At 68.3% G+C, this 20,414-nt stretch carries 21 protein-coding genes and 1 tRNA gene; 8 read left to right on the top strand and 14 right to left on the bottom strand.

What is annotated here, in order from left to right; all coding sequences use genetic code 11:
- Positions 1 to 18: 18 nt before the first annotated feature.
- Genes P0592_RS01160 through P0592_RS01145 form a run of 4 tightly spaced genes read right to left on the bottom strand, consistent with a single transcriptional unit; the run spans position 19 to position 2,486 of the window.
- Positions 19 to 663, bottom strand: a complete 645-nt coding sequence (locus P0592_RS01160) for a 30S ribosomal protein S3ae (protein ID WP_276272429.1) — start codon at positions 661 to 663, stop codon at positions 19 to 21.
- On the bottom strand, positions 660 to 899 hold the full coding sequence (locus tag P0592_RS01155) for a KEOPS complex subunit Pcc1 (protein ID WP_276272428.1): 240 nt from the start codon (positions 897 to 899) through the stop codon (positions 660 to 662). The genes P0592_RS01160 and P0592_RS01155 overlap by 4 nt, the downstream gene beginning before the upstream one ends.
- Positions 896 to 2,014 (bottom strand): hypothetical protein, encoded by a 1,119-nt coding sequence (locus P0592_RS01150; RefSeq protein ID WP_276272427.1) that lies wholly within the window; start codon positions 2,012 to 2,014, stop codon positions 896 to 898. Before P0592_RS01150 ends, P0592_RS01155 begins: the two co-directional genes overlap by 4 nt.
- Position 2,015: 1 nt before the next feature.
- Complete coding sequence (locus P0592_RS01145; RefSeq protein ID WP_276272426.1) at positions 2,016 to 2,486, bottom strand: 30S ribosomal protein S15; 471 nt, start codon at positions 2,484 to 2,486, stop codon at positions 2,016 to 2,018.
- A 228-nt stretch (positions 2,487 to 2,714) separates the two neighbouring features.
- On the opposite strand from P0592_RS01145, the gene P0592_RS01140 reads away from it, so the two are divergent.
- The gene (locus P0592_RS01140) at positions 2,715 to 4,139 is read left to right on the top strand and encodes a DUF7289 family protein (RefSeq protein WP_276272425.1); all 1,425 of its coding nucleotides are present in this window, start codon (positions 2,715 to 2,717) and stop codon (positions 4,137 to 4,139) included.
- Between the two features lies 1 nt (position 4,140).
- Here P0592_RS01140 and P0592_RS01135 read toward each other — a convergent pair whose 3' ends face one another.
- Genes P0592_RS01135 through P0592_RS01115 form a run of 5 tightly spaced genes read right to left on the bottom strand, consistent with a single transcriptional unit; the run spans position 4,141 to position 7,537 of the window.
- Positions 4,141 to 4,866 carry a DUF7289 family protein gene (locus P0592_RS01135; protein ID WP_276272424.1) on the bottom strand — a complete coding sequence of 242 codons (726 nt, stop codon included), beginning with the start codon at positions 4,864 to 4,866 and terminating at the stop codon, positions 4,141 to 4,143.
- A 19-nt stretch (positions 4,867 to 4,885) separates the two neighbouring features.
- The gene (locus tag P0592_RS01130) at positions 4,886 to 5,344 is read right to left on the bottom strand and encodes a DUF7266 family protein (RefSeq protein ID WP_276272423.1); all 459 of its coding nucleotides are present in this window, start codon (positions 5,342 to 5,344) and stop codon (positions 4,886 to 4,888) included.
- A complete protein-coding gene (locus P0592_RS01125) occupies positions 5,337 to 6,311 on the bottom strand; it encodes a DUF7261 family protein (protein WP_276272422.1) in 975 nt (324 codons plus the stop codon). The genes P0592_RS01130 and P0592_RS01125 overlap by 8 nt, the downstream gene beginning before the upstream one ends.
- Complete coding sequence (locus P0592_RS01120; RefSeq protein ID WP_276272421.1) at positions 6,299 to 6,883, bottom strand: DUF7288 family protein; 585 nt, start codon at positions 6,881 to 6,883, stop codon at positions 6,299 to 6,301. Before P0592_RS01120 ends, P0592_RS01125 begins: the two co-directional genes overlap by 13 nt.
- Positions 6,884 to 7,537, bottom strand: a complete 654-nt coding sequence (locus P0592_RS01115; RefSeq protein WP_276272420.1) for a DUF7287 family protein — start codon at positions 7,535 to 7,537, stop codon at positions 6,884 to 6,886. It abuts the gene before it with no gap.
- 99 nt (positions 7,538 to 7,636) lie between these two features.
- On the opposite strand from P0592_RS01115, the gene P0592_RS01110 reads away from it, so the two are divergent.
- A tRNA-Ala gene (locus tag P0592_RS01110) sits at positions 7,637 to 7,708 on the top strand.
- Between the two features lie 171 nt (positions 7,709 to 7,879).
- Here the strand turns inward: P0592_RS01110 and P0592_RS01105 are convergent.
- From P0592_RS01105 to P0592_RS01090, 4 genes are all read right to left on the bottom strand, one after another.
- The gene (locus P0592_RS01105; protein ID WP_276272419.1) at positions 7,880 to 9,916 is read right to left on the bottom strand and encodes a type II secretion system F family protein; all 2,037 of its coding nucleotides are present in this window, start codon (positions 9,914 to 9,916) and stop codon (positions 7,880 to 7,882) included.
- Entirely contained in the window at positions 9,913 to 12,417 is a 2,505-nt protein-coding gene (locus tag P0592_RS01100) for a type II/IV secretion system ATPase subunit (RefSeq protein WP_276272418.1), read from the bottom strand. The genes P0592_RS01105 and P0592_RS01100 overlap by 4 nt, the downstream gene beginning before the upstream one ends.
- A gap of 176 nt (positions 12,418 to 12,593) precedes the next feature.
- Positions 12,594 to 13,739 carry a pyridoxal phosphate-dependent aminotransferase gene (locus tag P0592_RS01095; RefSeq protein WP_276272417.1) on the bottom strand — a complete coding sequence of 382 codons (1,146 nt, stop codon included), beginning with the start codon at positions 13,737 to 13,739 and terminating at the stop codon, positions 12,594 to 12,596.
- Entirely contained in the window at positions 13,736 to 14,233 is a 498-nt protein-coding gene (locus P0592_RS01090) for an Lrp/AsnC family transcriptional regulator (protein WP_276272416.1), read from the bottom strand. The genes P0592_RS01095 and P0592_RS01090 overlap by 4 nt, the downstream gene beginning before the upstream one ends.
- Before the next feature lie 120 nt (positions 14,234 to 14,353).
- Between P0592_RS01090 and P0592_RS01085 the strand changes: the two genes are divergently transcribed.
- The 4 genes from P0592_RS01085 to dhaK all read left to right on the top strand — a co-directional run bounded on the left by P0592_RS01085 (position 14,354) and on the right by dhaK (position 17,792).
- The gene (locus tag P0592_RS01085) at positions 14,354 to 14,680 is read left to right on the top strand and encodes a hypothetical protein (RefSeq protein ID WP_276272415.1); all 327 of its coding nucleotides are present in this window, start codon (positions 14,354 to 14,356) and stop codon (positions 14,678 to 14,680) included.
- Between the two features lie 81 nt (positions 14,681 to 14,761).
- Positions 14,762 to 16,024 (top strand): MFS transporter, encoded by a 1,263-nt coding sequence (locus P0592_RS01080; protein ID WP_276272414.1) that lies wholly within the window; start codon positions 14,762 to 14,764, stop codon positions 16,022 to 16,024.
- Between the two features lie 73 nt (positions 16,025 to 16,097).
- The gene (locus tag P0592_RS01075; RefSeq protein WP_276272413.1) at positions 16,098 to 16,688 is read left to right on the top strand and encodes a thioredoxin family protein; all 591 of its coding nucleotides are present in this window, start codon (positions 16,098 to 16,100) and stop codon (positions 16,686 to 16,688) included.
- Positions 16,689 to 16,796: 108 nt separating this feature from the next.
- Entirely contained in the window at positions 16,797 to 17,792 is a 996-nt protein-coding gene (dhaK, locus tag P0592_RS01070; RefSeq protein ID WP_276272412.1) for a dihydroxyacetone kinase subunit DhaK, read from the top strand.
- A gap of 84 nt (positions 17,793 to 17,876) precedes the next feature.
- Here the strand turns inward: dhaK and P0592_RS01065 are convergent, their stop codons facing one another.
- On the bottom strand, positions 17,877 to 19,238 hold the full coding sequence (locus P0592_RS01065) for a bifunctional metallophosphatase/5'-nucleotidase (RefSeq protein ID WP_276272411.1): 1,362 nt from the start codon (positions 19,236 to 19,238) through the stop codon (positions 17,877 to 17,879).
- 70 nt (positions 19,239 to 19,308) lie between these two features.
- Between P0592_RS01065 and dhaL the strand changes: the two genes are divergently transcribed.
- Entirely contained in the window at positions 19,309 to 20,022 is a 714-nt protein-coding gene (dhaL, locus tag P0592_RS01060) for a dihydroxyacetone kinase subunit DhaL (RefSeq protein WP_276272410.1), read from the top strand.
- On the top strand, positions 20,023 to 20,403 hold the full coding sequence (dhaM, locus tag P0592_RS01055) for a dihydroxyacetone kinase phosphoryl donor subunit DhaM (RefSeq protein ID WP_276272409.1): 381 nt from the start codon (positions 20,023 to 20,025) through the stop codon (positions 20,401 to 20,403). It abuts the gene before it with no gap.
- Positions 20,404 to 20,414 lie beyond the last annotated feature (11 nt).

Raw genomic sequence — 20,414 nt, 5'->3', positions numbered from 1 at the left:
TCCGAGAGTCGACCGCGGTTACGCCTCGTCGACCTCGACGTCCTCTTCGTCGACGTCGACCGAGGCCTCTTCCTCGGCGGCGACCTCTTCGGGCCGCGCTTCGAGCGTGGCCTTCTGGATCTCGACGCGGCGAAGCGGGTAGATCTCCTTGGCCTCGCCGTAGATGGCGGAGGAGAGGCGACCCTCGACGACGCTGTCGATGAGTTCCGCGAAGGTCCGCTCGCGGGCGGTCTCCTCGACGAGGTCGATCATCGTCCGGCGGATGGCCTTCTCCTGGGAGGCGTCGGCCTTCTTGGTCGTCACTGCGACGGGCTGGACCTGGACGCGGTAGTCGTCCGTGGTCAGCACGGTGATGTATGCCTCGACCTTCGAGGAACCGCGGCGGACGAGCGAGCGCAGGTAGTCCCGCGTCAGCTCGTGTTTCACGAACTCCGTGTACGCGGAGTCGCTGGCGACCTCGTTGATCTTGAAGGTCAGCTTGGTGTTGTTCTCGCTGGCGTCGTTGTTCAGTTCGCCCAGCGTTGTCTCGATGGTGCGACCGAGCACCTTGTCCGGTTCGTCTGCCGGTGTCTCACCGAGCTCCTCCCGGTCGAACTGCTCGGGAGCGAGGACGGTGTACCACCGCTTCTGTTGCTTGCGCTTGGAGACGCTTCGTTCACTCATGGTTTCGTGGATTCGTCGTGTCGTTCGGCGAGCTGTGCTGCGACCCGGAGGTTGACGACGTAGTCGTCGACGGTCGACTGGAGGCCGCCCGTGGACTCGCGCTCGACGGTGGTGACCACCGCGTCGCCGTCGACGCGGGTGGTCATCTCGTCGGTGTTGTCCGGCCGGAGCGCGGCTGCGACCCGCTCGGCGGCGTCGGCCGAGCCGTGCGTGGTGCGGAGCGTCGCTCGTCTCATACTGCCTCCCGGAACGCCGTGATGAAGTCGGCGGTCGAGACGTCGAAGCGAGCGCGGGCGCGCTCCCCGCGGCCGACGGCGGTACCGTCGACCGACTCGGCGGCGGTCCGCATCGGCGCGGCCACGTCCCGGCCGTCGGCGGCGCGGGCGGCGGCCTCGCCGTCCGTGACGACGAGCGTCACGGGCTCGGGCGCGCGGAAGTCCGCGACCAGGCGGGCGGCGGTGCCGACCGGCATCGCGTCGCCGCGGGCGACGAACAGGCCGTCGTACCGGCCCGTCGTCGCGCTCGCGACGGCGGCGTGGGCGCGCCCTCCGTGGGTCCGCCAGGCGTCCAGCGCCTCGTCGCGGACGCTCTCGTGACCGAGCGCGAGCGCGATGCCGACGCCCGGGCGCTCGCGGGCGACGGCGTCGAGGACGTCGGCGTAGCCGCCGACCGTCTCGAAGGGGCCGCCGGCGTATGGCCGGAGCGCCCGCTCGACGGCGGCGGCGGCACGCGGCGGCGCGGTGTCCGTGCCCGTGACCGCGAGCGCGACCAGCGACGCGACCCGTCTGCGGGCGTCGTCGTCCAGTTCGCTCGGCAGGTCGAGGTCGGACAGCGCGGCCCGGACCTGCGCCTCGGTACCGGAGAACGGTGCCGAGAGCAGCGTCGAGTGGGCGAGCCCGTCCGCGAGATCGGCGACCGGGACCGCGACGCCGGGGCGACGCTCCAGGCCGGCCTGCTCGGCGGCCTCGGCGACGCTGCCGTCGACGTCGCCGGCGGCGACGGTGCCCGCGAGCGCGAGCGTCGCGTCGGGCGACGCGCCGAGTTCGCGGACGGTCTCGAACGCGGCCGCGGCCGGCCGGTCACACAGCGCGTAGTCGGCGGCCGGGTGCGGGCGACCGAGGGCCACCGTGGCGTCGGCCTCCGTCGTCCGGTCGGGATCAGCGAAGGGCGCGGCGACGCTCGCCTGGAACGGCGTCCCGGCGTCGTCGAGCGCCCGCGCCAGCACGCCCGTCGCGGCCAGCGCCGCGCCGGTCGCGTCGCTGACGAGCCGCACGAAGGCGGCCGCGTCCAGCGCCGCGGCGGCGTCGCTGGCGGCGGCGGCTGGCGCTTGGTCCCGACCGGTCGTCGACATCTTACTCGTCGTTCAGCAGCTCGACTGCCTTGTCGTAGCTGTAGGTGAAGTCCTCGTCGAGCTCGTCGCCGCGGTAGTAGTCGACGAGCCGCCGGATCTTCGACTGCGTGTTCTGCAGGGCGCGCTTGTTCTGGTGGTCGTTGGGGTTCTCGTCCATGTGTTCGCGCAGCCGGACGGCCCGCTCCATCAGGTTCCGGAGGTCCTCAGGGAGGTCGGGGTCGGCGTCGTTGTCCGCGAGGATCTCGGTGACCTTCTTACCGGTCGCCAGGGAGACGTCCGGAATCGGCGTGCCCTGGACGCCCTCGTCGCGCAGTTTCAGACCGATCTCGCTGGGCGAGTGGCCCTGTTCGGCGAGTTCGACGACGCGCTCCTCGATGGCGTCCTCGTCGACGTCGCTCCACTCCGGGGGTTCGTCTGCCGCCGGCTTGTCCGAGTCGGACGAGCCGCGGCGGCGGGTGTGCATTCGTGCCATTGTTGTCTGGTTGGAACCGCACGAACCGCTCAGGCGAGCGTCTCGGCGTGAGCCGAACACGGCCGCAATCCCGAGCTGTGGAAGCCCACAGCGTGTCAGATTTGCGGTCGTGCTGTTCCCGACGGGGACTCGTCGGTCGCGCGACTAAACCGTTTCCATCTGGTCGGGTGCGCTCACGCAGTGACGGCTGGCCGCGTATTTTATGACCACGGAGACACTCCGGTGTGTATGCGCGGTAATCGTCGGGTAACCAATCGGGGACAGAGTGGCCCGCTCGGCCTGGTGCTCGTGCTGGCCCTCGTGGTTGCTTCGACGACCGCCGTCGTCGTCGTCGGTGCCGAAGCCATCACTGCCACCCAGAGCCAGCTAGACGTCGAACGCACCGAGAAGACGATGACGCAGTTCGACTCACAGGCCGCGCTCGTCGCTCTCGGCCAGTCGAACGTCCAGCAGGTCGCCCTACCGGCCGCTGGGGACTCGAACTACGAGGTCCGCGGGGACGTCGGGTGGATGAACATCACGTACACGAACGCCACCGGGAACGTGACGACCATCAGGAACAGCACGCTCGGGGCGGTCGTGTACGACAGCGATGGGACGGTGATCGCGTATCAGGGCGGCGGCGTGTGGCGTACCGACGCCGACGGCGAGGCCGTTATGATCTCACCCCCCGAGTTCCACTACCGGAGCAGAACGCTGACGCTGCCGCTCGTGACCGTCTCCGGGGATGGAACCATCCAGGGACGGGCCACGATAACGCACAACGACACCATCCAGTACTTCCCCGATCCGGCACGGGACGACGCGCTCCGAAACCCTCTGAACGGGAGCGAGATCAACGTCACCGTCCAGAGCGACTACTACCGCGCCTGGGGGAACTACTTCGAGGAGCGGACCGACGGCACCGTCACGTACGATCACCCGAACGAGACGGTGACGGCCGAGCTCGTGATCCCGTTCAACGCCTCTTTCGAGAACGTCGTGGCAACTACCGATCCCGGTGGGATGACCGTAAACGGTGCCGGTAGTCCGCCGACCCCCAACGAGCAGGGTGTTGCCTTCCCCTCGGTCGACGACCGGATCGAGGACCAGGTTTCGGACTGTCAGGCCAGCGGCTGTGACACGTCCGAACCCTCGACCATCACCAGCGGGGGAACATACTACTACGACAACGACCCCGGGAGCCTGACAGTGGACAGCCCCGGCGGCAACGTCACGATCGTGATTAACACGGGCGGGTCGACGTTCAATACGGACGTCATCGAACTCGACGACGTCAGCAGCAACCACGTCGTCTCGATTTACGTCAGACACTCGATGGAGCTCAGCGGGAGCGACCTCGTGAACGAGGACGATGGCGATCCGAGCGAACTGAAGGTGCTCGTCCACTCCGACGGTGACGTCGACTTCCAGGGCAATACGGAATTCTACGGGTTGCTGGTGGCGCCGGGCTCGTCGTGCAACCAGAACGGGAACGGCAGGATCGAGGGCGGGCTCGTCTGTGAAACGATGGAGATCAACGGGAACCCCTCGAACGTCTTCGACTACGACCCCAGCGTCCAGAACATCGACCTCGACCTGACGAACCCCAGCGACACGCAGATCACCTACCTCCACGTCTCGGTCAACGACGTGAACGTGACCGACGCCTGAGCTACCGCTCGACGTCGACGCGGATGTCGTGACTGACGACGTAGGCACGCTCGACGGACCCGCTCGTCGGGTACTCACAGCGCATCTCGGTCGATGACGGGGGCGAGGACGAGCAGTCGAACCCCTGGTCGTCGAAGTAGTCCTCCCAGAGCGACGCGCGCTCGGACTCGATCCTAACGGAGACGTTGCTCGTCGCACCGCCGGTGTCGCTGTACCGGACGGCGGACCCGTCGTTGAGCGTCCGGACGAGCGCGGTCGACCCGCCGACGCTGGTCTGATTCGATGCGCGGAGGACGACTATGTTGAGCAGGAGGCGTCCGTCTCGCACCACGTGTGGCGGCTGTCGAATGAGGAGCCCGGAGTCAGGGTTCGTCCTGAAGACCGCCCCCATACTGTACACCAGCCGCTGGTCCCGCTCGTTGCGGTAGACGATCGGCGTTGCGGTCCTGTTCAGGACGTAGGTCCCGTCGACGGTCACGTTCACTGTCGTCTCCGTCCCGGTGAACACCGTCGCCTCGCCGACGCTCACCTCGGTTCCGCGACTCGGAGCACCTCGCCTGTAGACGTCGGCGACGTTGTCGGCGAGGATGTCGAAGGCCCGCTCGGCGTTGTCGAGTTGCTCGTCCCGTTTCACGTCGTCCAGCGTATCGAGCCCGCTGACCGAGACGACGGCGACCGTCGAGACGACCAGGCTGAACACGAGCACGTATCCGAGGACCTCGCTCACTCCCCGCGACCTCGTCGGTTCAGGCATCGCGCACCTCCAGTCCGGCACTCGCACCGGACCCGGCGTACACCACCTCGACGACGCCCCCGTCGACGCTCGACGCCCGGAGGGTCGTCTCGTTCGTCACGCCAACCGTGACTCTGACTTCGGGGTCCGTCGCGGTCAGGACGAGCCGCTCCCCTCCCGGGTCGAGGGTCAACTGGTAGCCGCTGCCGGCGACCCGCTGTGGGAACGTCTGGCGGGTCGTGGCCGTCAGTGACGACCCGCTACTGTCCGCCGCGACGACCAGCCTGTCGACGCGAGCCAGGTCCGCCGCCACCTGCTGCCCGATGACCGTCAACTCCTCCCTGACGACGGTCTCCTGTCGTTCCTCGACGAAGTTGGTTCCGGCGATCAGCAGCCCGGTCACCAGCACGGCCGTGATGGACAGCGTGAGCGCGTAGTTGAGCGCCGTCGAGACCGCTCGCGATTCAGACATCGGGCTCACCCGGTGCGACCCGCACCGTCGTGTTGTACCGCACGTCGGGCCCGTCGTAGACGAACCGGACCGACGTATCGTAGATCGCGTCGCCCGACGTCGCGTCCCCCGAGAGCGACAGCAGCGGGAGCGACAGCCCGCCGTCGTCGTGGACGACCACCTCGAACTCACCGGTCACGCCGTTGGTGTTCTCGAAGTGGATCGCGTACTCGTCGTTGCTGGCGAGGACGCCGTTCCCGAACCAGAAGTTCGTGCCGCTGGCGGTCCATCGCAGGGCGTCACAGGGCTGGTCGTTCACCAATCCGCCGGTCACCTGGATGCGGTTCTCCGCCGCAGAGGGAACTGAACAGTGCTCCGTCCGGTTCTCCGACGGGGTGGTCCCGTTCCGTATCGTCCGCACCTGGACGCCGCTGCTGTTCTCCCAGATCCGGGCGCGCCAGCTTCGCTCGTCGCCGACGAAACTCGTGTCGTTCACCTTCACGACCAGTGGGGGGTCGCTCCCGTCCGGGAGTCCGGAGGAGTTGAACGCCAGCCCTCTGGTCCCGTTCGCGCCCGGCGCCCGCTCGACATCGCTGACGACAGTGTAGTTGTCGTCACCCTGGTCGATGCTCCCGTTGATGCGCTCTCCCTCCCGGTGGTCGACGTAGGTAACGTTGACCAGCGACCCCGATGTCGCCGACAGGTACTCGGTCTGCGTGCTCACGTTCCGCAGACTCTGCTTGAACGCGTCGGCCGGGGCAGACTCGTTGTAGTAGTTCGCTCGCTCGACGGCCTCTCCGACGTTCGCCTCGACGGACGCTCTCGCCGCCAGTGCGCCGTCGCTTCCGGCAGTCTCGCCCCGGCTGGCGAGGTTCTCAGTAAAGATGGCCGAATTGACGACGAGCGCCAGCCCGATGAAGACGAACGCGAGCGCCAGCCCGGCGACGAGCAGCAGCTGACCGCGCTGGTCGTCGCTCAGATGCGCCACGATACCACCTCCACGCGGACCGTGTTGTAGACGTTGGCCCCCCGGTCGGGAATCGGGAACCCCGTCGCGGTCGACAGCGTCGTCTCGTTCCGCGTCCCGTCGGTGTCGTAGAGGTGGTCGTCGTCCATCAGCGTGACCGTCTGCGAAGCCGACACCGCGTTGTCGCTCGGCCGGCCGTTGTAGAGGTAGATGATCCGTTTCTGGCTGGTGCTGTTCCGGTATCGGACGTAGACGTTGTACGCGATGCCTCGCTCGTCGAAGACCCGCTCTAACATCGCACCGAACGTGTTGTTCGGGGGCGTGCTCGCGTACACGCCGATGCCCGTCCCGCTCGCGTTGTGGTACTTGCCAGTGCTGTTGTTCCAGTACAGGATCGCGGGTTCGAGGGCGTCACGCTCTGCTGCAGTCGCCAGCAGGCCCTCGCTGACGGACTGCTGTTGGTTCTCGATGTGTTGACTCGACGTGCTCGCGGAGAGGGGGGTCACCGCTGTCATCTGTAGCGCGAAGATGAGCCCGGTCAGGAGGACGAGGCTTGCGACGATCGCTTCGAGTGTGTGTGCCTGTCCTCGCATCTACCACACCTCCACGACGACGGTGACATCCGTCCCGTTCAGCCAGACGACCCGCAGTGCCGTCACCGTCGCCTCGTTGTCCGCCGGAACCGCCCTCCCACGCGTGAGATTGACGTTCGCGTTCGCGCCGGCGTTCGGACAGCCCGTTGTCGCGACCAGCGAGTCGTTGGCGGCGTCCCAGCAGAGCGTGTCGTCGGGCGTCGCCGTCGACGACGCGTTCCCGACGATAGTCACGTTGACGTTCTGTGTCGCCGGGTCGAGACCGAGCTGCTGTGCGACGGGCGCCGGCCCGAACGCACATCCGGTCGCGTTTTCGAAGAACTGGATCGTACAGTGAGTCCGCAGGGAGTGTGGGTCACGCGGCGACCCCAGCACGGACGTGGTGAGGTGGTCGGCCGCTCGGTCGGCCGTCACGGTCTGGGCCTGCGCCCCCGAAGTGAACGGCGACAACAGCCCGGGCACGAACAGGAAGACGAAGATCAGCACGCCCAAAAAGAGGCTGACGCCGACGGCGAAATCGAGATTGGTCTGCGCCCGTGACTCGGTCACCGTCCCCGGCTCGCCGTCCGAACGCTCGCGTGTCCTGGCCCGTTCCATACTCACTACCGGCCTTGTGGTATCTGCTTGTGTCTCACACTCGATGCTCTTGTACATTGCGCCGCTCCGGAGAGAGTGACGGACGGCACCGACTCGCACGTCAGCCTCGCTTCGATGGGTTTAATAAATGGCACCGGATATCTGGAGATGTCGCGAGGGCTCGTAGATCAGCGGTAGATCACTCCCTTGGCATGGGAGAGGCCCCGGGTTCAAATCCCGGCGAGTCCACTCCCGGGTCGCGCGGTGCGCGACCACGTTCGTTCCCTCGCCGACTGCCCGTTCGCTTCGCTCACGGGAATCCCGGTGAGTCCGTCCTTCGCTTCTCCGTTCTGGCTCGGTCAGTGGGGTCGCTGACGGCCCGCCCGCCAGCGTCCCGGTGCACTCGCGTTCCGACATCGGTCACCCCACCGCCATCCACACCACCAGTGCGATCGTCGACAGGACGACGGCGAACTTGACGCCCGAGACGAGTTTCACGTCGCGGATGTAGCCCGCGATGAACGACGACAGCAGCGCCTGGAGCGTGACGGCGTGGAAGAACAGCATCGACAGCAGCTGCGTGTCGACGTTGCCGCCGAAGCTCCCGCCGGGGCCGGCACCGCCGGCGCTCGACGCCTGCGTCGCCAGCCCGGACATCACGTCGAGGAACTGCGTCTTCAGCAGCGCCATCACGCCCAGCAGCGTGAGGTAGGTCATGATGATGATGACCATCTGCATCCGGGTCCGGGACTTGCGCTCGCGCTCGATGTCGTCTTGGTTCTCCGAGGCCTGTGCGGCCGTCGAGAGCACGTCCTGGATCTGACTGGAGGCCTCCTGGGCCTCGGCGATGAGCTTCACGGTCCGGGCCAGCCGCGGGACGTGGTACTTGTTGTTGAACTCCCGGAGCGCGTCCTTGAGGCTCGTCCCGTAGTTGACCTTCGCGTGCATCGTCTCGAACTCCTCGGAGAGCTTGCCGGCCGAGGTCTCCGAGACCACCTTGATGGACTCCAGTAGCGTCATCCCGGTGTCGTTGGCCGAGGCCAGCTTCCGGAGGTTCTCCGAGAGGTTCCCGATGATGGCCTTCCGGGAGCGCTGGTTCCACTCGTAGAAGATCGTCAGCGGGAGGAAGTTGATGTACATCGGTACGTACACCCAGAAGAACGTCCCCGAGACGGGGTTGTTCTTCATCCCGTCGATCGTCAGGGGTGCCCAGCCGATCGTGACGGCGACGACGAGGGCGAGGATCGACAGCGGCACCGTCAGCCCGAGCACCAGCAGCGGGTGGTCGCGGAAGAACAGGTGCGGGGCCGTGAGGATGTCCAGCAGTTCGTGGGTCCCCTCGCGGCTCTTGATCCGGGCGAAGACGCCGTAGGTGCCGGTGTACTCCTCGACGAGTCCGAGGTTGAACACGCCGATGCCCTCGTCGACGACGATGTCGTCCTCGCCGGCGTCGGGCCGGAGGTAGCCGTCGCCGATGGCGTCCTGCGTGACCGTCGAGACCAGGACCAGAAAGCCCAGCCCGGTCAGCGGGATGAGGCCGTAGACGGTGCCGTAGATGAGCATCTGTCGGGCGTTGCCCATCATCGACATGATGACCAGGATGATGATGAGCAGCAGGGGAAACAGCGAGAGCGTCATGTACATCTCGCCGAACAGCTCCAGGGTCTCCAGCATCTTCTCCTGTTCCTGCTTGGCGGTGCGCATGTGCTTCTCCTTCTGGTCCTCGAGGAAGGAGGTCATGTCCCCGCCGGAGTTGATGATCGAGAGCATGTCCGTCAGGAACTGCGAGAGCTCGTCCGAGGGCGTCTGTAGCGCCTGGTTGCGGATGGCCGTCCGGTAGTCGGTGTCGAAGTACTCCGTCTCCAACACGATCGACTGGAACTCCTGGGCGACCTCGCCGTACGTGTCGTCGGCCTTCGCCATCGCCTGCAGGATCTCAAGCTGGTTCAGCCCCCCGACCGAGAGCGCGTACATGAAGGAGATGGAGTCCGACAGCAGGATGTTGATCTCGCGCTCGCGGGCGCTCGACCGGAAGTACGGGATCGAGACCAGCGACCCGAAGCCGATCCCGAAGCCGATGACGCCGAAGACGATGCCCGTGACGAAGACAAGAAAGGGGATCTCGAGCAGGTCGATGAGCATCAACGCCGTCTCGTTCCGGATGTTGACCCCGATGAACGTCGGTCCCTCGGCCCCGGTAAACAGCGTGCTGACGACGAGGTAGCCGACGAAGGTCCCGACGAACCAGAGGGCGAACCCCGCGATGACGCCCACGGCGAGCGCGCGTGCGAGGAACATCTCGACGTTGTCCGCCATCCGGGCCTCGGCGAGCTTGTCCTCGACGCTGTCGACGAAGTCCCCGTCCTCGTCGAACAGTCGGCGGTAGGCCGGGTAGAACGCGTCGCCGAGGGTCCCGCCGCTCCCGACCTGCTGACCGCCCCGGGTGTCGAGACTCATCCGCTATCTGCCTCCTTGCCGGCCTTCGGCACGAACTCGCCGAACTCGAAGTCGTCGTCCTCGTCGTCCTCTTCGAGGGCCTCGCCGTCCATCAGCGCGGAGACGATGTCCGGGGTCTCGCCGCTCTTGAACCGGTCGAACAGCGGGCCGGCGTTGTCCAGCACTCCCTTCGTCTCCTCGGCCAGTTCCGAGGGGGTGTCGGGTCGGGGCACCATCTCCTCCTTCTCGGCGTCGATGTCGATCTGGACCGACTCCATCTCCCGGAGGTCCTCCAGCGAGCGCTCCAGTTGGTCGTTGGCGATGAGCGTGAGGATGGTCTCGGGGTCGTTGATGAACGCCTGGATGGTCGCGGCGACCTGCGTGTAGGTGTTGAGGTCCTGTTCGATGAGGTAGGCCAGCACCACCTTCCGCTTGAACAGCTCCTCGTCGAGTTTCTCCTGGGTCCACCCGCGGTCGAACTTGATCTCCTCTAAGGTGTTGGAGTTGCCCATCTGGATGTACTCGTCGGTCTCGGCGCGCCACTCGTAGACGTCTCGGACGTTGATCTCGTCGTTCTCCGCGGAGTACTCGTTGATCTCGGTCAGGGACTTGTTCCGGCGGACCTTGTTGCCGTCCACCCGGGTCTGGGTCTGGATCGAGACCAGATCCAGCGCCGTGAACAGGGTCTTCGAGACGTTGATCGGCTCGGTCGTGAACCGCTTGATGACCTCGCCGACGGAGTCGGCGTGGAAGGTGGTGTAGGTGGTGTGGCCGGTCGACATCACCTGGAACAGCGTCCGGCCCTCCTCGCCGCGGATCTCGCCCATCACGATGTAGTCGGGGCGCTGGCGGAGCGCGGCCTCCAGCAGGTCGAACTCGTCGACGTCGCCCTTGTCGTCCTCGCCGAACGAGGGGCGGGTGACGGAGGCGACCCAGTTGCGCTGTGGGAGTTCGACCTCGCGGGTGTCCTCGATGGAGACGATCTTGGAGTTCGAGGGGATAAAGAGGGAGACGGCGTTCAGCGAGGTGGTCTTCCCGGAGGCGGTGCCGCCGGCGAAGATGAGGCTCTTGTTGTTCTCGATGCAGAGCCAGAGGAACGCCATCTCGTCCAGCGAGAAGGTGTTCCAGTTGATGAGGTCAATGGGGGTAAAGGGGACGTCCTTGAACTGGCGGATGGTGTAGTTGGTCCCGTGGTCCGAGACCTCCCGCCCGAGCGTCAGCTGGGCGCGGGAGCCGTCCGGCAGGGTGGCGTCGACCTGCGGCTGGCGCTTGGAGATACCCTTCCCCGAGCGCTGGGCGAGCTTGACGACGAAGTCGTCCAGCTCCGACTCCCCGTGCTCGACGTTGGTGATGATCTGCTCGTAGTCGGTGTGGTAGACGAACACCCGGGAGTTGTAGCCGTCACAGGAGATGTCCTCGACGTTGATGTCGTGTTTCACCGAGTCGATACGGCTGTAGCCGATGAAGTCCCGCTTGAGCATGTACAGGAGCTTCTCGACTTGGTACTCGGTGAGCTGGTCCGGGTCGTCCTCGACGATGGCCGGCTCCGGGCGCGTCGAGATGCCGTCCAGTTCGCCCGCCAGGGCCTCTGCCTCGTCGGCGTCCCCGACGTCGAACAGCTCCTTGACCTGGTCGACGATCCCGGCGCTACCGCCCGCACCGCCGAGGCTGCCGTCGTAGAGGTCGTACCGGGAGAGCAGGCGTTCGGCCTCGCGCTGGATGACCTCGGCACGGTCGGCGTCCGAGCCCTGCACGATGACGTCGTCCTCAGAGTACTTGATTGCGGTCTTGAGCTTCCCCGAGAGGAAGTCCTTGAGGTCGCCCTCGATGGGGTTGAGGTGCGGTTCGACCACGTAGTACTTCTTCTCGTTTTCCTTGCGCGAGTGGAAGACGACGACGCAGGCGTACGGCTTGTTGACCCAGTAGCGCTCCACCTCCCGGAAGTGCGACTTCTTGACGCCCGGGACGGCCTTCTCCAGATCGTAGCGATTGACGACGGTCGTGTGCCCCTCCCTGGTGGAGAAGAACGCGTCCTCGTCCAGTTCCGGGCTGACGTCGACGGTGTGCTCGTCGACGAACGACGCGAGCTCGCTGGCGAGGTCCTCGCCGTGGGAGAGCTCCTGCTCCGTCTCCGCGGGATCGAAACCGAGGTGCTCCGCGGGGTCGAACGGGATCACCTCGCCGTCGCCGTCCCGCGGCTGGTCGCCGTCCGCCTCGTAGTAGAACTCCTGTTTGAAGTGCTCCCAGGTGTAGGTCCCCTTGCGGACCGGCGTCGTCTCCGGGTCGACGTAGTCGGCGAACGGCTCGTTCAGCGTCAGTGCGGCGCTCTGAGCGTCTTCGAGCCGCTGTGGAAGGTCTCGCGGGTCGAAACCGAGGTAGTCGCGGCGGTCGAACCGACCGCCGTCGTGGAACTCCCGCCTGAAGTCGTCCCAGGTGTACTCACCCACCGCGGCCGGGCGGTCGGTCGGTTGCCCAGTACCGACCGAGTCCTGCCCGGTTCCACCCGTGTCATCGATTGCCATTGGTTTTCATCTCCTCGTATCCCCGAAAAACCCTTCGGGCGTCGAACGCCCCGTCGTCCGTCTGTGATGCCCCGACACGGTTTGCCTACCATACAGATGCACCGCTACTCAAACTTTCGGCGGTCGAATCAGAATTGATACTCGAACCGACGAGTGATACTGGGTCGCCGCGGTCGTCACTCGACGAACGCGGCCATCCGGTTCATCGCCTCCTTGAGGTCTTCGAGACCGGTCGCGTAGGAGATGCGGAGGTGGCCGCTCGCCCCCTCGCCGAAGGCCGTCCCGGGGACGACGGCGACCCGCTGCTCCTGGAGCAGCGCCTCGGCGAACTCGTTGGCGTCGTCCCACGGACACTCGGGGAACGCGTAGAACGCCCCCGCCGCGGGGAAGCAGTCCAGCCCCATCTCCTCGAACCGCGAGAGGACGTACTTGCGCCGGCGGTCGTACTGCTCGGTCATCGCCTCGACCTCCTCCCGGCAGTTGTCCAGCGCCTCGATGGCGGCGTGCTGGGCGGTGGTCGGGGCCGACAGCATCGTGTACTGGTGGACGCGGTTCATCGCCTCGACGGCCTGGGGGGGTGCCATCGCGTAGCCGAGCCGGAACCCGGTCATCGCGAAGGCCTTCGAGAAGCCGTTGAAGACGACGGTCCGCTCGCGCATCCCCGGCAGCGTCGCGATGGAGGCGTGGTCGTGCTCGTAGGTCAGGTCGGCGTAGATCTCGTCGGCGAACACCAGCAGGTCGTGCTCGCGGCAGAAGGCCGCCACCTCGCCCAGTTCCTCGCGGGTCATCGTCGCGCCCGTCGGGTTGTTCGGGTAGCAGTAGACGAGCGCGTCGGCCTCGGCGGCACCGGCCCGCTCCAGCGCCTCCCGTGTCAGCTTGAACTCGTCTGTCGCCCGGGTGGGCACGTCGATCACGTCCACGCCGGCGAAGGTGGCGTCGGGGACGTAGGAGACGTAACACGGCTGGACGACGGCGGCGGTGTCGCCGCTGTCGAGCAGCGCCCGGAAGGCGAGGTCGATCCCCTCGCTCGCGCCGGCGGTGACGAGGACCTCCTCGTCGGGATCGTATTTCAGATCGTGATAGTCGCGCTCGTAGCGGGCGATCTTCTCGCGCAGTTCGCGCTTGCCGCGGTTGGCCGTGTAGGAGGTCCGTCCCCGCTCCAGGGAGGTGATGGCGGCCTCGCGGGCGGCCCACGGCGCGGAGAAGTCGGGTTCGCCGACCCCCAGCGAGATGATGTCGTCCATCTCCTCGGCCAGTTCGAAGAACCGCCGGATGCCCGAGGGCGGCACGCGGTCGACGCGGTCGGCGGGCTCGAACGTCATGGCGAGACCGAGAGGCGGTCGTCGTCGTCGTGGTCGTCGAACGTCTTCCCCTGCTCCTTGTAGGAGTCCATGATGTAGTGGGTCACCGTCTGGGTGATCTCGGGGATGGGGGCGATCTTGTCGCTGATGAAGTGGGAGACCTCCCGCATCGAGTCGCCCTCCACTTCGAGGTCGAAGTCGTAGTCGCCGCTGACCAGCCGCAGCGACGTGACCTCGGGGAACTTCTTGATGCGGTCGGCGATGTCGCCGTAGTTGGTCTCGCGGTCGAGCGCGACGTTGAGTTCGACGGTCGCGCGGACGTGTTCGCCGTCGGTCTCGTCGACGGCGTTCCAGTCGACGACGGCCTGGTACCCCCGGATGGCACCCTCGGCCTCGAGGTCGTCGATGATCGCCTCGACCTCGTCCTCGGTGGCGTCCGTGAGGTTCGCGAGGTCCTCGGTCGTGTAGCGGGCGTTCTCCCGCAGCAGGTCCAGAATCTCCCGGCGGCTGCTCATACAGGGGAGCGGGCGGTAGCGGACAAAAGCCTTGCTCACCGGCGTGAAGGAGTGACACGGCGGACCCGCGCGCCGACCGTGACGGGGGGTTTAATTGGGTGGCGTCCCTCGCCACGCCCGATGTTCGAGGACGCCGTGACCGACGCGTCGCCCGAGACCGGCTGGGGCCACCTCGCGAGCCACGACGGCGCGCCAGCCGTCGTGGACGCGCTCCTGCGGCTGGATCCCGAGGCGACGTACACGAAGACGGAGCTGAGCGACGCGGCCGGGGTGCCGCTGAAGACGCTGTATCTCGACGGGACCCTCGACCGGCTCGTCGAGCTGGGGTTCCTGACGAAGGCGGCCGGCGACGGCGAGGAGGCGGCGTTCACCCCCGCCGCGGACTCCGAGGTCTACCAGGCCGCGGCCGCCCTCGACGACGCGCTGGCGGCCCGGCTGGACGAGTAGTCACACTCACGGGCGACCGACCACGGAGAGTGGCCGGGAACCACACCGCTCTTTGCCGTCGGTCGTCCACTGGCGACAACGGTGGCATCCGACGCACAGTCGCGGCTCGTCGTCGGTCTCGTCGGCGGGTCCCACCTCGTCAACCACGCCTACTTTATGCTCCTGCCGCCGGTGTTCGGCCCACTTGGGGCCGACCTCGGCCTGAGCGCCGCTCAGCTGGGCGTCGCGCTGGGCGTCGTCGGCGTCGTCGTGACGGCGCTGCAGCTCCCCTTCGGTTCGCTGTCGGACGCGCGGAGTCGGACGTCCGTGCTCGCCATCTCGCTGACCTTCGGCGCGCTGGGTGCGGTCCTGACGGCCACCGCACAGAGCTACGCGTGGCTGCTGGTCGCCAGCGCCGTCACCGGCGTCGGCATCGCGGGCCACCACCCCGCCCACTACCCGCTGATCGGCGCGGCGACGACGGCCGACACCCGCGGCCGGGCATACAGCGTCCACGGCTTCACCGGGGCGCTGGGCTTCGCCGTCCCGCCGGCCGTCGTCGCCACCGCCAGCACGCTCGGGCTGGACTGGCGGCTGGCCGTCGGCGGGATCGCCGTCGTCGGTGGGCTGTACGGCGCGGCCTGCCTGCTCGCGTTCGACCGCCTCGTCGACCGCTCGATCACCCATCCGACGGGGGGATCGGCGGACGACGGTGCCACCACGGCGACCGACCGCTCGCTGCTCGCCCGCGCCCGACGCGAACTCCGGGGCCTGCTCACCTCGCCGGCCATCGTCCTGCTGACGGTGCTGTGGTTCGCCACCTCGGTGGCCGGCTGGGGCATCAAGCAGTACACGGCGACGCTGCTGTCCTCGGGCTACGGGCTGGCCGACGCCACCGCGAACTTCGCGGTCTCGGCGATGCTGGTCGTCGGCGCGGTGCTCATCTTCGCCGGCGGATGGCTCACCGACCGTCACTCGGCCGGGCCGGTCCTCGTCGGCGGCTACGCCGCGCTGGTCGCCGTCGCGGGCCTGCTGGCCTCGGGCGTCCTGCCGGCCGTCGCGGCGCTGGCGGTGGTCCTCGTCCTCTCGGCGACCGTCGACGGGAGCCGGCCGGCCCGCGCGACGCTGGGGGACGCGCTCTCGACGGACGACTCCGCGGGCAAGAACTTCGGGCTGCTGACCGTCGGGATCTCCGGCGGCGCGGCGGTCGCCCCGCCCGTGCTGGCGGTGGTCGTCGAACGCTTCGGCGTCGCCGCGGCGTTCTGGGCCGTCGCCGGCGTCGGCGTCGTCGCGCTGGCCCTGACCGCCGTCGTGCTGTCGGTCGGCGCGGGCAGTCGGCGCGAGTCCGTCCAGCCCGGGGACTGATAGCGAACCGGGACACCCATCACCGTGACCCGTCCGTGCGCTTTTACTCGGTGACCCACTACGTCCGATCGCTATGGTCTCACTGGACTCGGACTCCGACGTGCTGGCGCGTGGGGACGCCGCACCCTCGTTCGAGCTCCCCGCCGCCGACGGCGAGACGTACACCCTGTCTGACTTCGCGGACCACGACGCCCTGCTCGTCGTGTTCACGTGCAACCACTGCCCGTACGCGAAGGCGAAGATCGACGAACTGAACCGCCTCGCCGAGGAGTTCGACGATCTCGCCGTCGTGGGGATCAACCCCAACGACGCGGACCAGTACCCGGACGACTCCGTCGAGCGGATGCGGGAGCTGGTCGCCGAGGGCACCGTCCGGTACGACGCCTACCTGCGCGACGAGTCACAGGCCGTCGCGGCGGCCTACGGCGCGCGCTGTACGCCCGACCCGTTCCTCTTTCGCAACGACGACGGGACGTTCCGGCTGGCCTACCACGGCCGGCTGGACGACGCGCCCAACCCCGACGACGAGCCCAGCGAGCGGGAGATGGCCGACCACGTCGAGCGCCTGCTGGCCGGCGAGGAGATCACCGCGGCCGAGAAGCCCTCGCGCGGCTGTTCGATCAAGTGGCGCGACGGCAACGAGCCGGACTACTGGGACGTCTGAGCCGGGTCGCGCGGTCGGGGCGGCCGGCGCGGCCACACCGCCGTTCGCGGCCCCGACCTGTCGCTCGCTCAACTTTATGCCGGAGCGACCCGTCCGTCACGGTGTACCATGAAGAAACTCATCAACGACCCCGACGACGTGGTCGACGAGATGCTGGACGGGATGGTCGCGGCCCACCCCGATCGGCTCCGGCGGCTGGACGACACCAACGTACTGGTCCGCGGCGACGCCCCGGTCGACGGGAAGGTCGGGATCGTCAGCGGCGGCGGCAGCGGCCACGAACCGACCCACGCGGGGTACATCGGCGACGGGATGCTCGACGGGGCCGCGGCCGGCGAGGTGTTCACCTCGCCGACGGCGGACGAACTGGAGGAACTGGTCGCGGCCGCCGACGGCGGCGCGGGCGTCCTGATGGTCGTGAAGAACTACGAGGGCGACGTGATGAACTTCGAGACCGCCGGCGAGATGGTCGAGATGGAGGGGACCGAGGTGGCCGAGGTCGTCGTCGACGACGACGTGGCCGTCGAGGACTCGCTGTACACCTCCGGTCGGCGGGGCGTCTGCGGGACCATCCTCGTCCACAAGGCCGCCGGCGCGAAGGCCGCCGAGGGGGCCGACATCGACGAGGTCCAGCGGGTCGCCCAGAAGGTGGTCGACAACGTCGGCACGATGGGGATGGCCCTGACCTCCTGTGTGACCCCCGAGAAGGGCGAACCCACCTTCGACCTCGGCGAGGACGAGATCGAACTCGGCATCGGCATCCACGGCGAGCCCGGCGTCGAGCGCACCGAGATGATGTCCGCCGACGAGATCGCCGAGGAACTGACTACCTCGGTGCTGGACGACCTCGCCCTCGATTCGGGCCAGGAGGTCGTCACCATCGTCAACGGGATGGGCGGGACCCCGCAGATGGAGCTGTTCGTCGTCAACCGCAAGCTCCAGGAACTACTCGCCGACCACGACGTCGAGACCTGGGACGCCTGGGTCGGCGACTATATGACCTCGCTGGACATGGCCGGCTGCTCGATCACCGTCTGTGCCGTCGACGACGAACTGAAGGAGCTGCTGGCCGCGCCCGCCGACACGCCGGCGCTGAAACGCTGATACGGTTTGTCGTAGCGATGGACCGGTGCGCGCCGATCCCGGGGTCGGCGCTATCGGGAACTGATCTACGACAATCCGTGTGAGTCAGTCCAGCGCCGGGCGTTCGATGCGCCCCTCGATGGCCGGTTCGACGCCGGTCTCGCGGGCGTACTCGACGATGGCGTCCCGGGCCAGCCCGCACCGGCGAGCCACGTCTCCCGGACCGAACACGCCCAGCACGTAGTCCGTCTCGACGAGGTAGTCGGCGACGGCGAGCCGGTAGGTGGCCTCGGGATCGACGGGCTCGCCGCCGACGGTCGCCGAACGGAGTTCGGTCGCGTCGTCGTCGAAGACGACGCGCGCGCCGCTGACGTGGTTGCAGAACCGGTCCGGGTACCGGTCTTTCAGCGCGCCGACGGGCACCTCGGCCAGCACGGCGAGCAGTCGCTCCCCCGAGAGTTCGACGACGGCCAGGTCGTCGTCGTAGGGCGTCAGCCCGACGAGGTCCGCGACGGTCACCTCGCCCGCGAGCGGGTCGCCGGAGCGCAACGCCCCGGTGGGGCTGATGCCCACGTCGGCGTCTGCCTTCCACCGGAGCGCGTCGGCGACGAAGTTGCCGGCCCTGCTCTCGGCGGTCGTCACCGCCTCCTCGGTGAGCTCGACGGGGTCGTCGACGGTCGCCACCACCTCGTCCAGCCCGGCCGCAGCACGCCGGTCCCGCAGCGTCGCGGCCAGGTCCGCGTCGGGCTCTGCACCGGCCACCTCGTGGACGGTCACGCCGCCGTCCGCGCCCAGCCGGACCTCGGCGACGTAGCGGGCGGCCCGCCCCGGCCGGACGACGAAGGTCCCTTCGACGGTCTCGACGTGGACGTCGTGGACGTGCCCGCCCAGCACCGCGTCGACCTCGGTCTCGCGGGCGATGCGGGCGTCGCCCTCGCCGCAGTGGGACGCGACGACGACGAAGTCGACGCCCCGCTCCCGGAGCGCGGTCGCGGACTCACGGATCGCCGGCACGGGGTCGGCGAAGTCCACCCCCTCGGCACCGGGGTTGAGGTCGTCGGTCTCCGGGTGTGCGACGCCGACGACGCCGATGCGGTGGGCGGCCGTCTCGACGATCGTGTGTGGGACCGTCGCGTCGGCCGCGAACCGCTCGCCGTCCCGGCGGGCGTTCGCACAGAGCCAGGTCTGTGGCGCGGTCGCCGCCAGCTCGCGGGCCGTCTCGGGGCCGAAGTCGAACTCGTGGTTGCCGAAGACGTCGACGGCGGGATCGACGGCGTCGAAGAACGCCAGCGCGGCCCGCCCCTCGGTCGCCAGCGAGAGCGCGCCCGGGGCGGTGTTGTCACCGGTCCCGACGACGACGCTGTCGTCGCCGCGCCGGGCCGCGATGGCACCGGCGAGGCGGGCACACTGCTGGGGGTCGTCCAGCGCCGTCTCGACGTCGGAGTAGTGGAGTAGTCGGGGCGACACGGACGGGAGTACGCCACCAGCGGCTTCAGTCCGTCGGAACTGTTTACTCGCCCACCGACCTTGTGAGCGTATGGCAGACGAAGCGACACAGCAGGCGGCGGCCCGTGCCGCCGTCGAGCGGATCGCCGACCGCATCGAGCGCGAGCGCGAACACCTGACGGACCTGGACTCGGCCATCGGCGACGCCGACCACGGCGGGAACATGGCCCGCGGCTGGCGGGCCGCGGCCGATGCGGTCGACGACCTCGACGACGCGGACGTGGCGACCATCGTCAAGACGGTCGGAAAGACGCTGCTGTCGGAGGTCGGCGGGGCCTCGGGCCCGCTGTACGGGGGATCGCTCGTCTTCGCCAGCGCGGAACTGGAGGACGGCCTCACGGCCGAGACGGCCGTCGCATTCGCCGAGACCTACCTCGAGAAGGTCCAGGACCGCGGGGACGCCAGCGTCGGCGACAAGACGATGGTCGACGCGCTGGTGCCCGCGGTCCACACGTTCAAGAAGTCCGTCGAGACCGACGACCTCGACCCGGTGGCGGCGCTGGCGAAGGCCGTCGCCGCCGCCGAGCGCGGCGTCGCGTTCACCGTCCCCATCCGGGCCGCGAAGGGGCGGGCCTCGTACCTCGGGTGGCGGTCGGTCGGCCACCAGGACCCCGGCGCGACGAGCACGCTCTACATCGCCGAGGAACTGCTCGCGACGGCGCGGGAACACGCCGACGTGAGCGGGGAGCTCCCGGCGGACGCCGAATCCCCGACCATCCCCGACGAAGCGGCGGAGGGCGAGTAGATGGTCGGCCTGGTCGTCGTCTCACACAGTCGGAAGGCCGCCGAGGGGATCGCCGAGGTCGCCGCCGAGATGGGCGGGGACACCCGCATCGAACCGGCCGGCGGCGACGGCGAGGGGGGTATCGGCACGGTCCCGGACGACATCGCGGCCGCACTGGACCGGGCCGACGCGGGCGACGGCGTCGTCGTCCTGGTCGACCTGGGCAGCGCCGTGATGAACGCAGAGGTGGCCGTCGAGATGACCGACGCGAACGCCGTCATCGCCGACGCACCGGTACTGGAGGGCGCGGTCAACGCCGCCGTCGAGGCGACGAGCCCGAGGGCCACGGTCGACTCGGTCCGCGAGCAGGCCGAGGCCGCCCGCGAGGTCGACAAGCTCTGAACGGGCCGCGA

The organism is Haloarcula litorea (assembly GCF_029338195.1).
In the GTDB taxonomy this organism is placed as follows: domain Archaea; phylum Halobacteriota; class Halobacteria; order Halobacteriales; family Haloarculaceae; genus Haloarcula; species Haloarcula litorea.
The sequence above is the reverse complement of the archived record's forward strand: the minus strand, read 5'-3'. Positions and strand labels throughout refer to the sequence as shown.

Bases quoted from the DNA above. Each gene is read 5' to 3' on its own strand.
- P0592_RS01160 (WP_276272429.1), bottom strand. From the start codon at position 663: ATGAGTGAACGAAGCGTCTCCAAGCGCAAGCAACAGAAGCGGTGGTAC.
- P0592_RS01155 (WP_276272428.1), bottom strand. From the start codon at position 899: ATGAGACGAGCGACGCTCCGCACCACGCACGGCTCGGCCGACGCCGCC.
- P0592_RS01150 (WP_276272427.1), bottom strand. From the start codon at position 2,014: ATGTCGACGACCGGTCGGGACCAAGCGCCAGCCGCCGCCGCCAGCGAC.
- P0592_RS01145 (WP_276272426.1), bottom strand. From the start codon at position 2,486: ATGGCACGAATGCACACCCGCCGCCGCGGCTCGTCCGACTCGGACAAG.
- P0592_RS01140 (WP_276272425.1), top strand. From the start codon at position 2,715: ATGCGCGGTAATCGTCGGGTAACCAATCGGGGACAGAGTGGCCCGCTC.
- P0592_RS01130 (WP_276272423.1), bottom strand. From the start codon at position 5,344: ATGTCTGAATCGCGAGCGGTCTCGACGGCGCTCAACTACGCGCTCACG.
- P0592_RS01120 (WP_276272421.1), bottom strand. From the start codon at position 6,883: ATGCGAGGACAGGCACACACACTCGAAGCGATCGTCGCAAGCCTCGTC.
- P0592_RS01115 (WP_276272420.1), bottom strand. From the start codon at position 7,537: ATGTACAAGAGCATCGAGTGTGAGACACAAGCAGATACCACAAGGCCG.
- P0592_RS01105 (WP_276272419.1), bottom strand. From the start codon at position 9,916: ATGAGTCTCGACACCCGGGGCGGTCAGCAGGTCGGGAGCGGCGGGACC.
- P0592_RS01100 (WP_276272418.1), bottom strand. From the start codon at position 12,417: ATGGCAATCGATGACACGGGTGGAACCGGGCAGGACTCGGTCGGTACT.
- P0592_RS01095 (WP_276272417.1), bottom strand. From the start codon at position 13,739: ATGACGTTCGAGCCCGCCGACCGCGTCGACCGCGTGCCGCCCTCGGGC.
- P0592_RS01090 (WP_276272416.1), bottom strand. From the start codon at position 14,233: ATGAGCAGCCGCCGGGAGATTCTGGACCTGCTGCGGGAGAACGCCCGC.
- P0592_RS01085 (WP_276272415.1), top strand. From the start codon at position 14,354: ATGTTCGAGGACGCCGTGACCGACGCGTCGCCCGAGACCGGCTGGGGC.
- P0592_RS01075 (WP_276272413.1), top strand. From the start codon at position 16,098: ATGGTCTCACTGGACTCGGACTCCGACGTGCTGGCGCGTGGGGACGCC.
- dhaK (WP_276272412.1), top strand. From the start codon at position 16,797: ATGAAGAAACTCATCAACGACCCCGACGACGTGGTCGACGAGATGCTG.
- dhaL (WP_276272410.1), top strand. From the start codon at position 19,309: ATGGCAGACGAAGCGACACAGCAGGCGGCGGCCCGTGCCGCCGTCGAG.
- dhaM (WP_276272409.1), top strand. From the start codon at position 20,023: ATGGTCGGCCTGGTCGTCGTCTCACACAGTCGGAAGGCCGCCGAGGGG.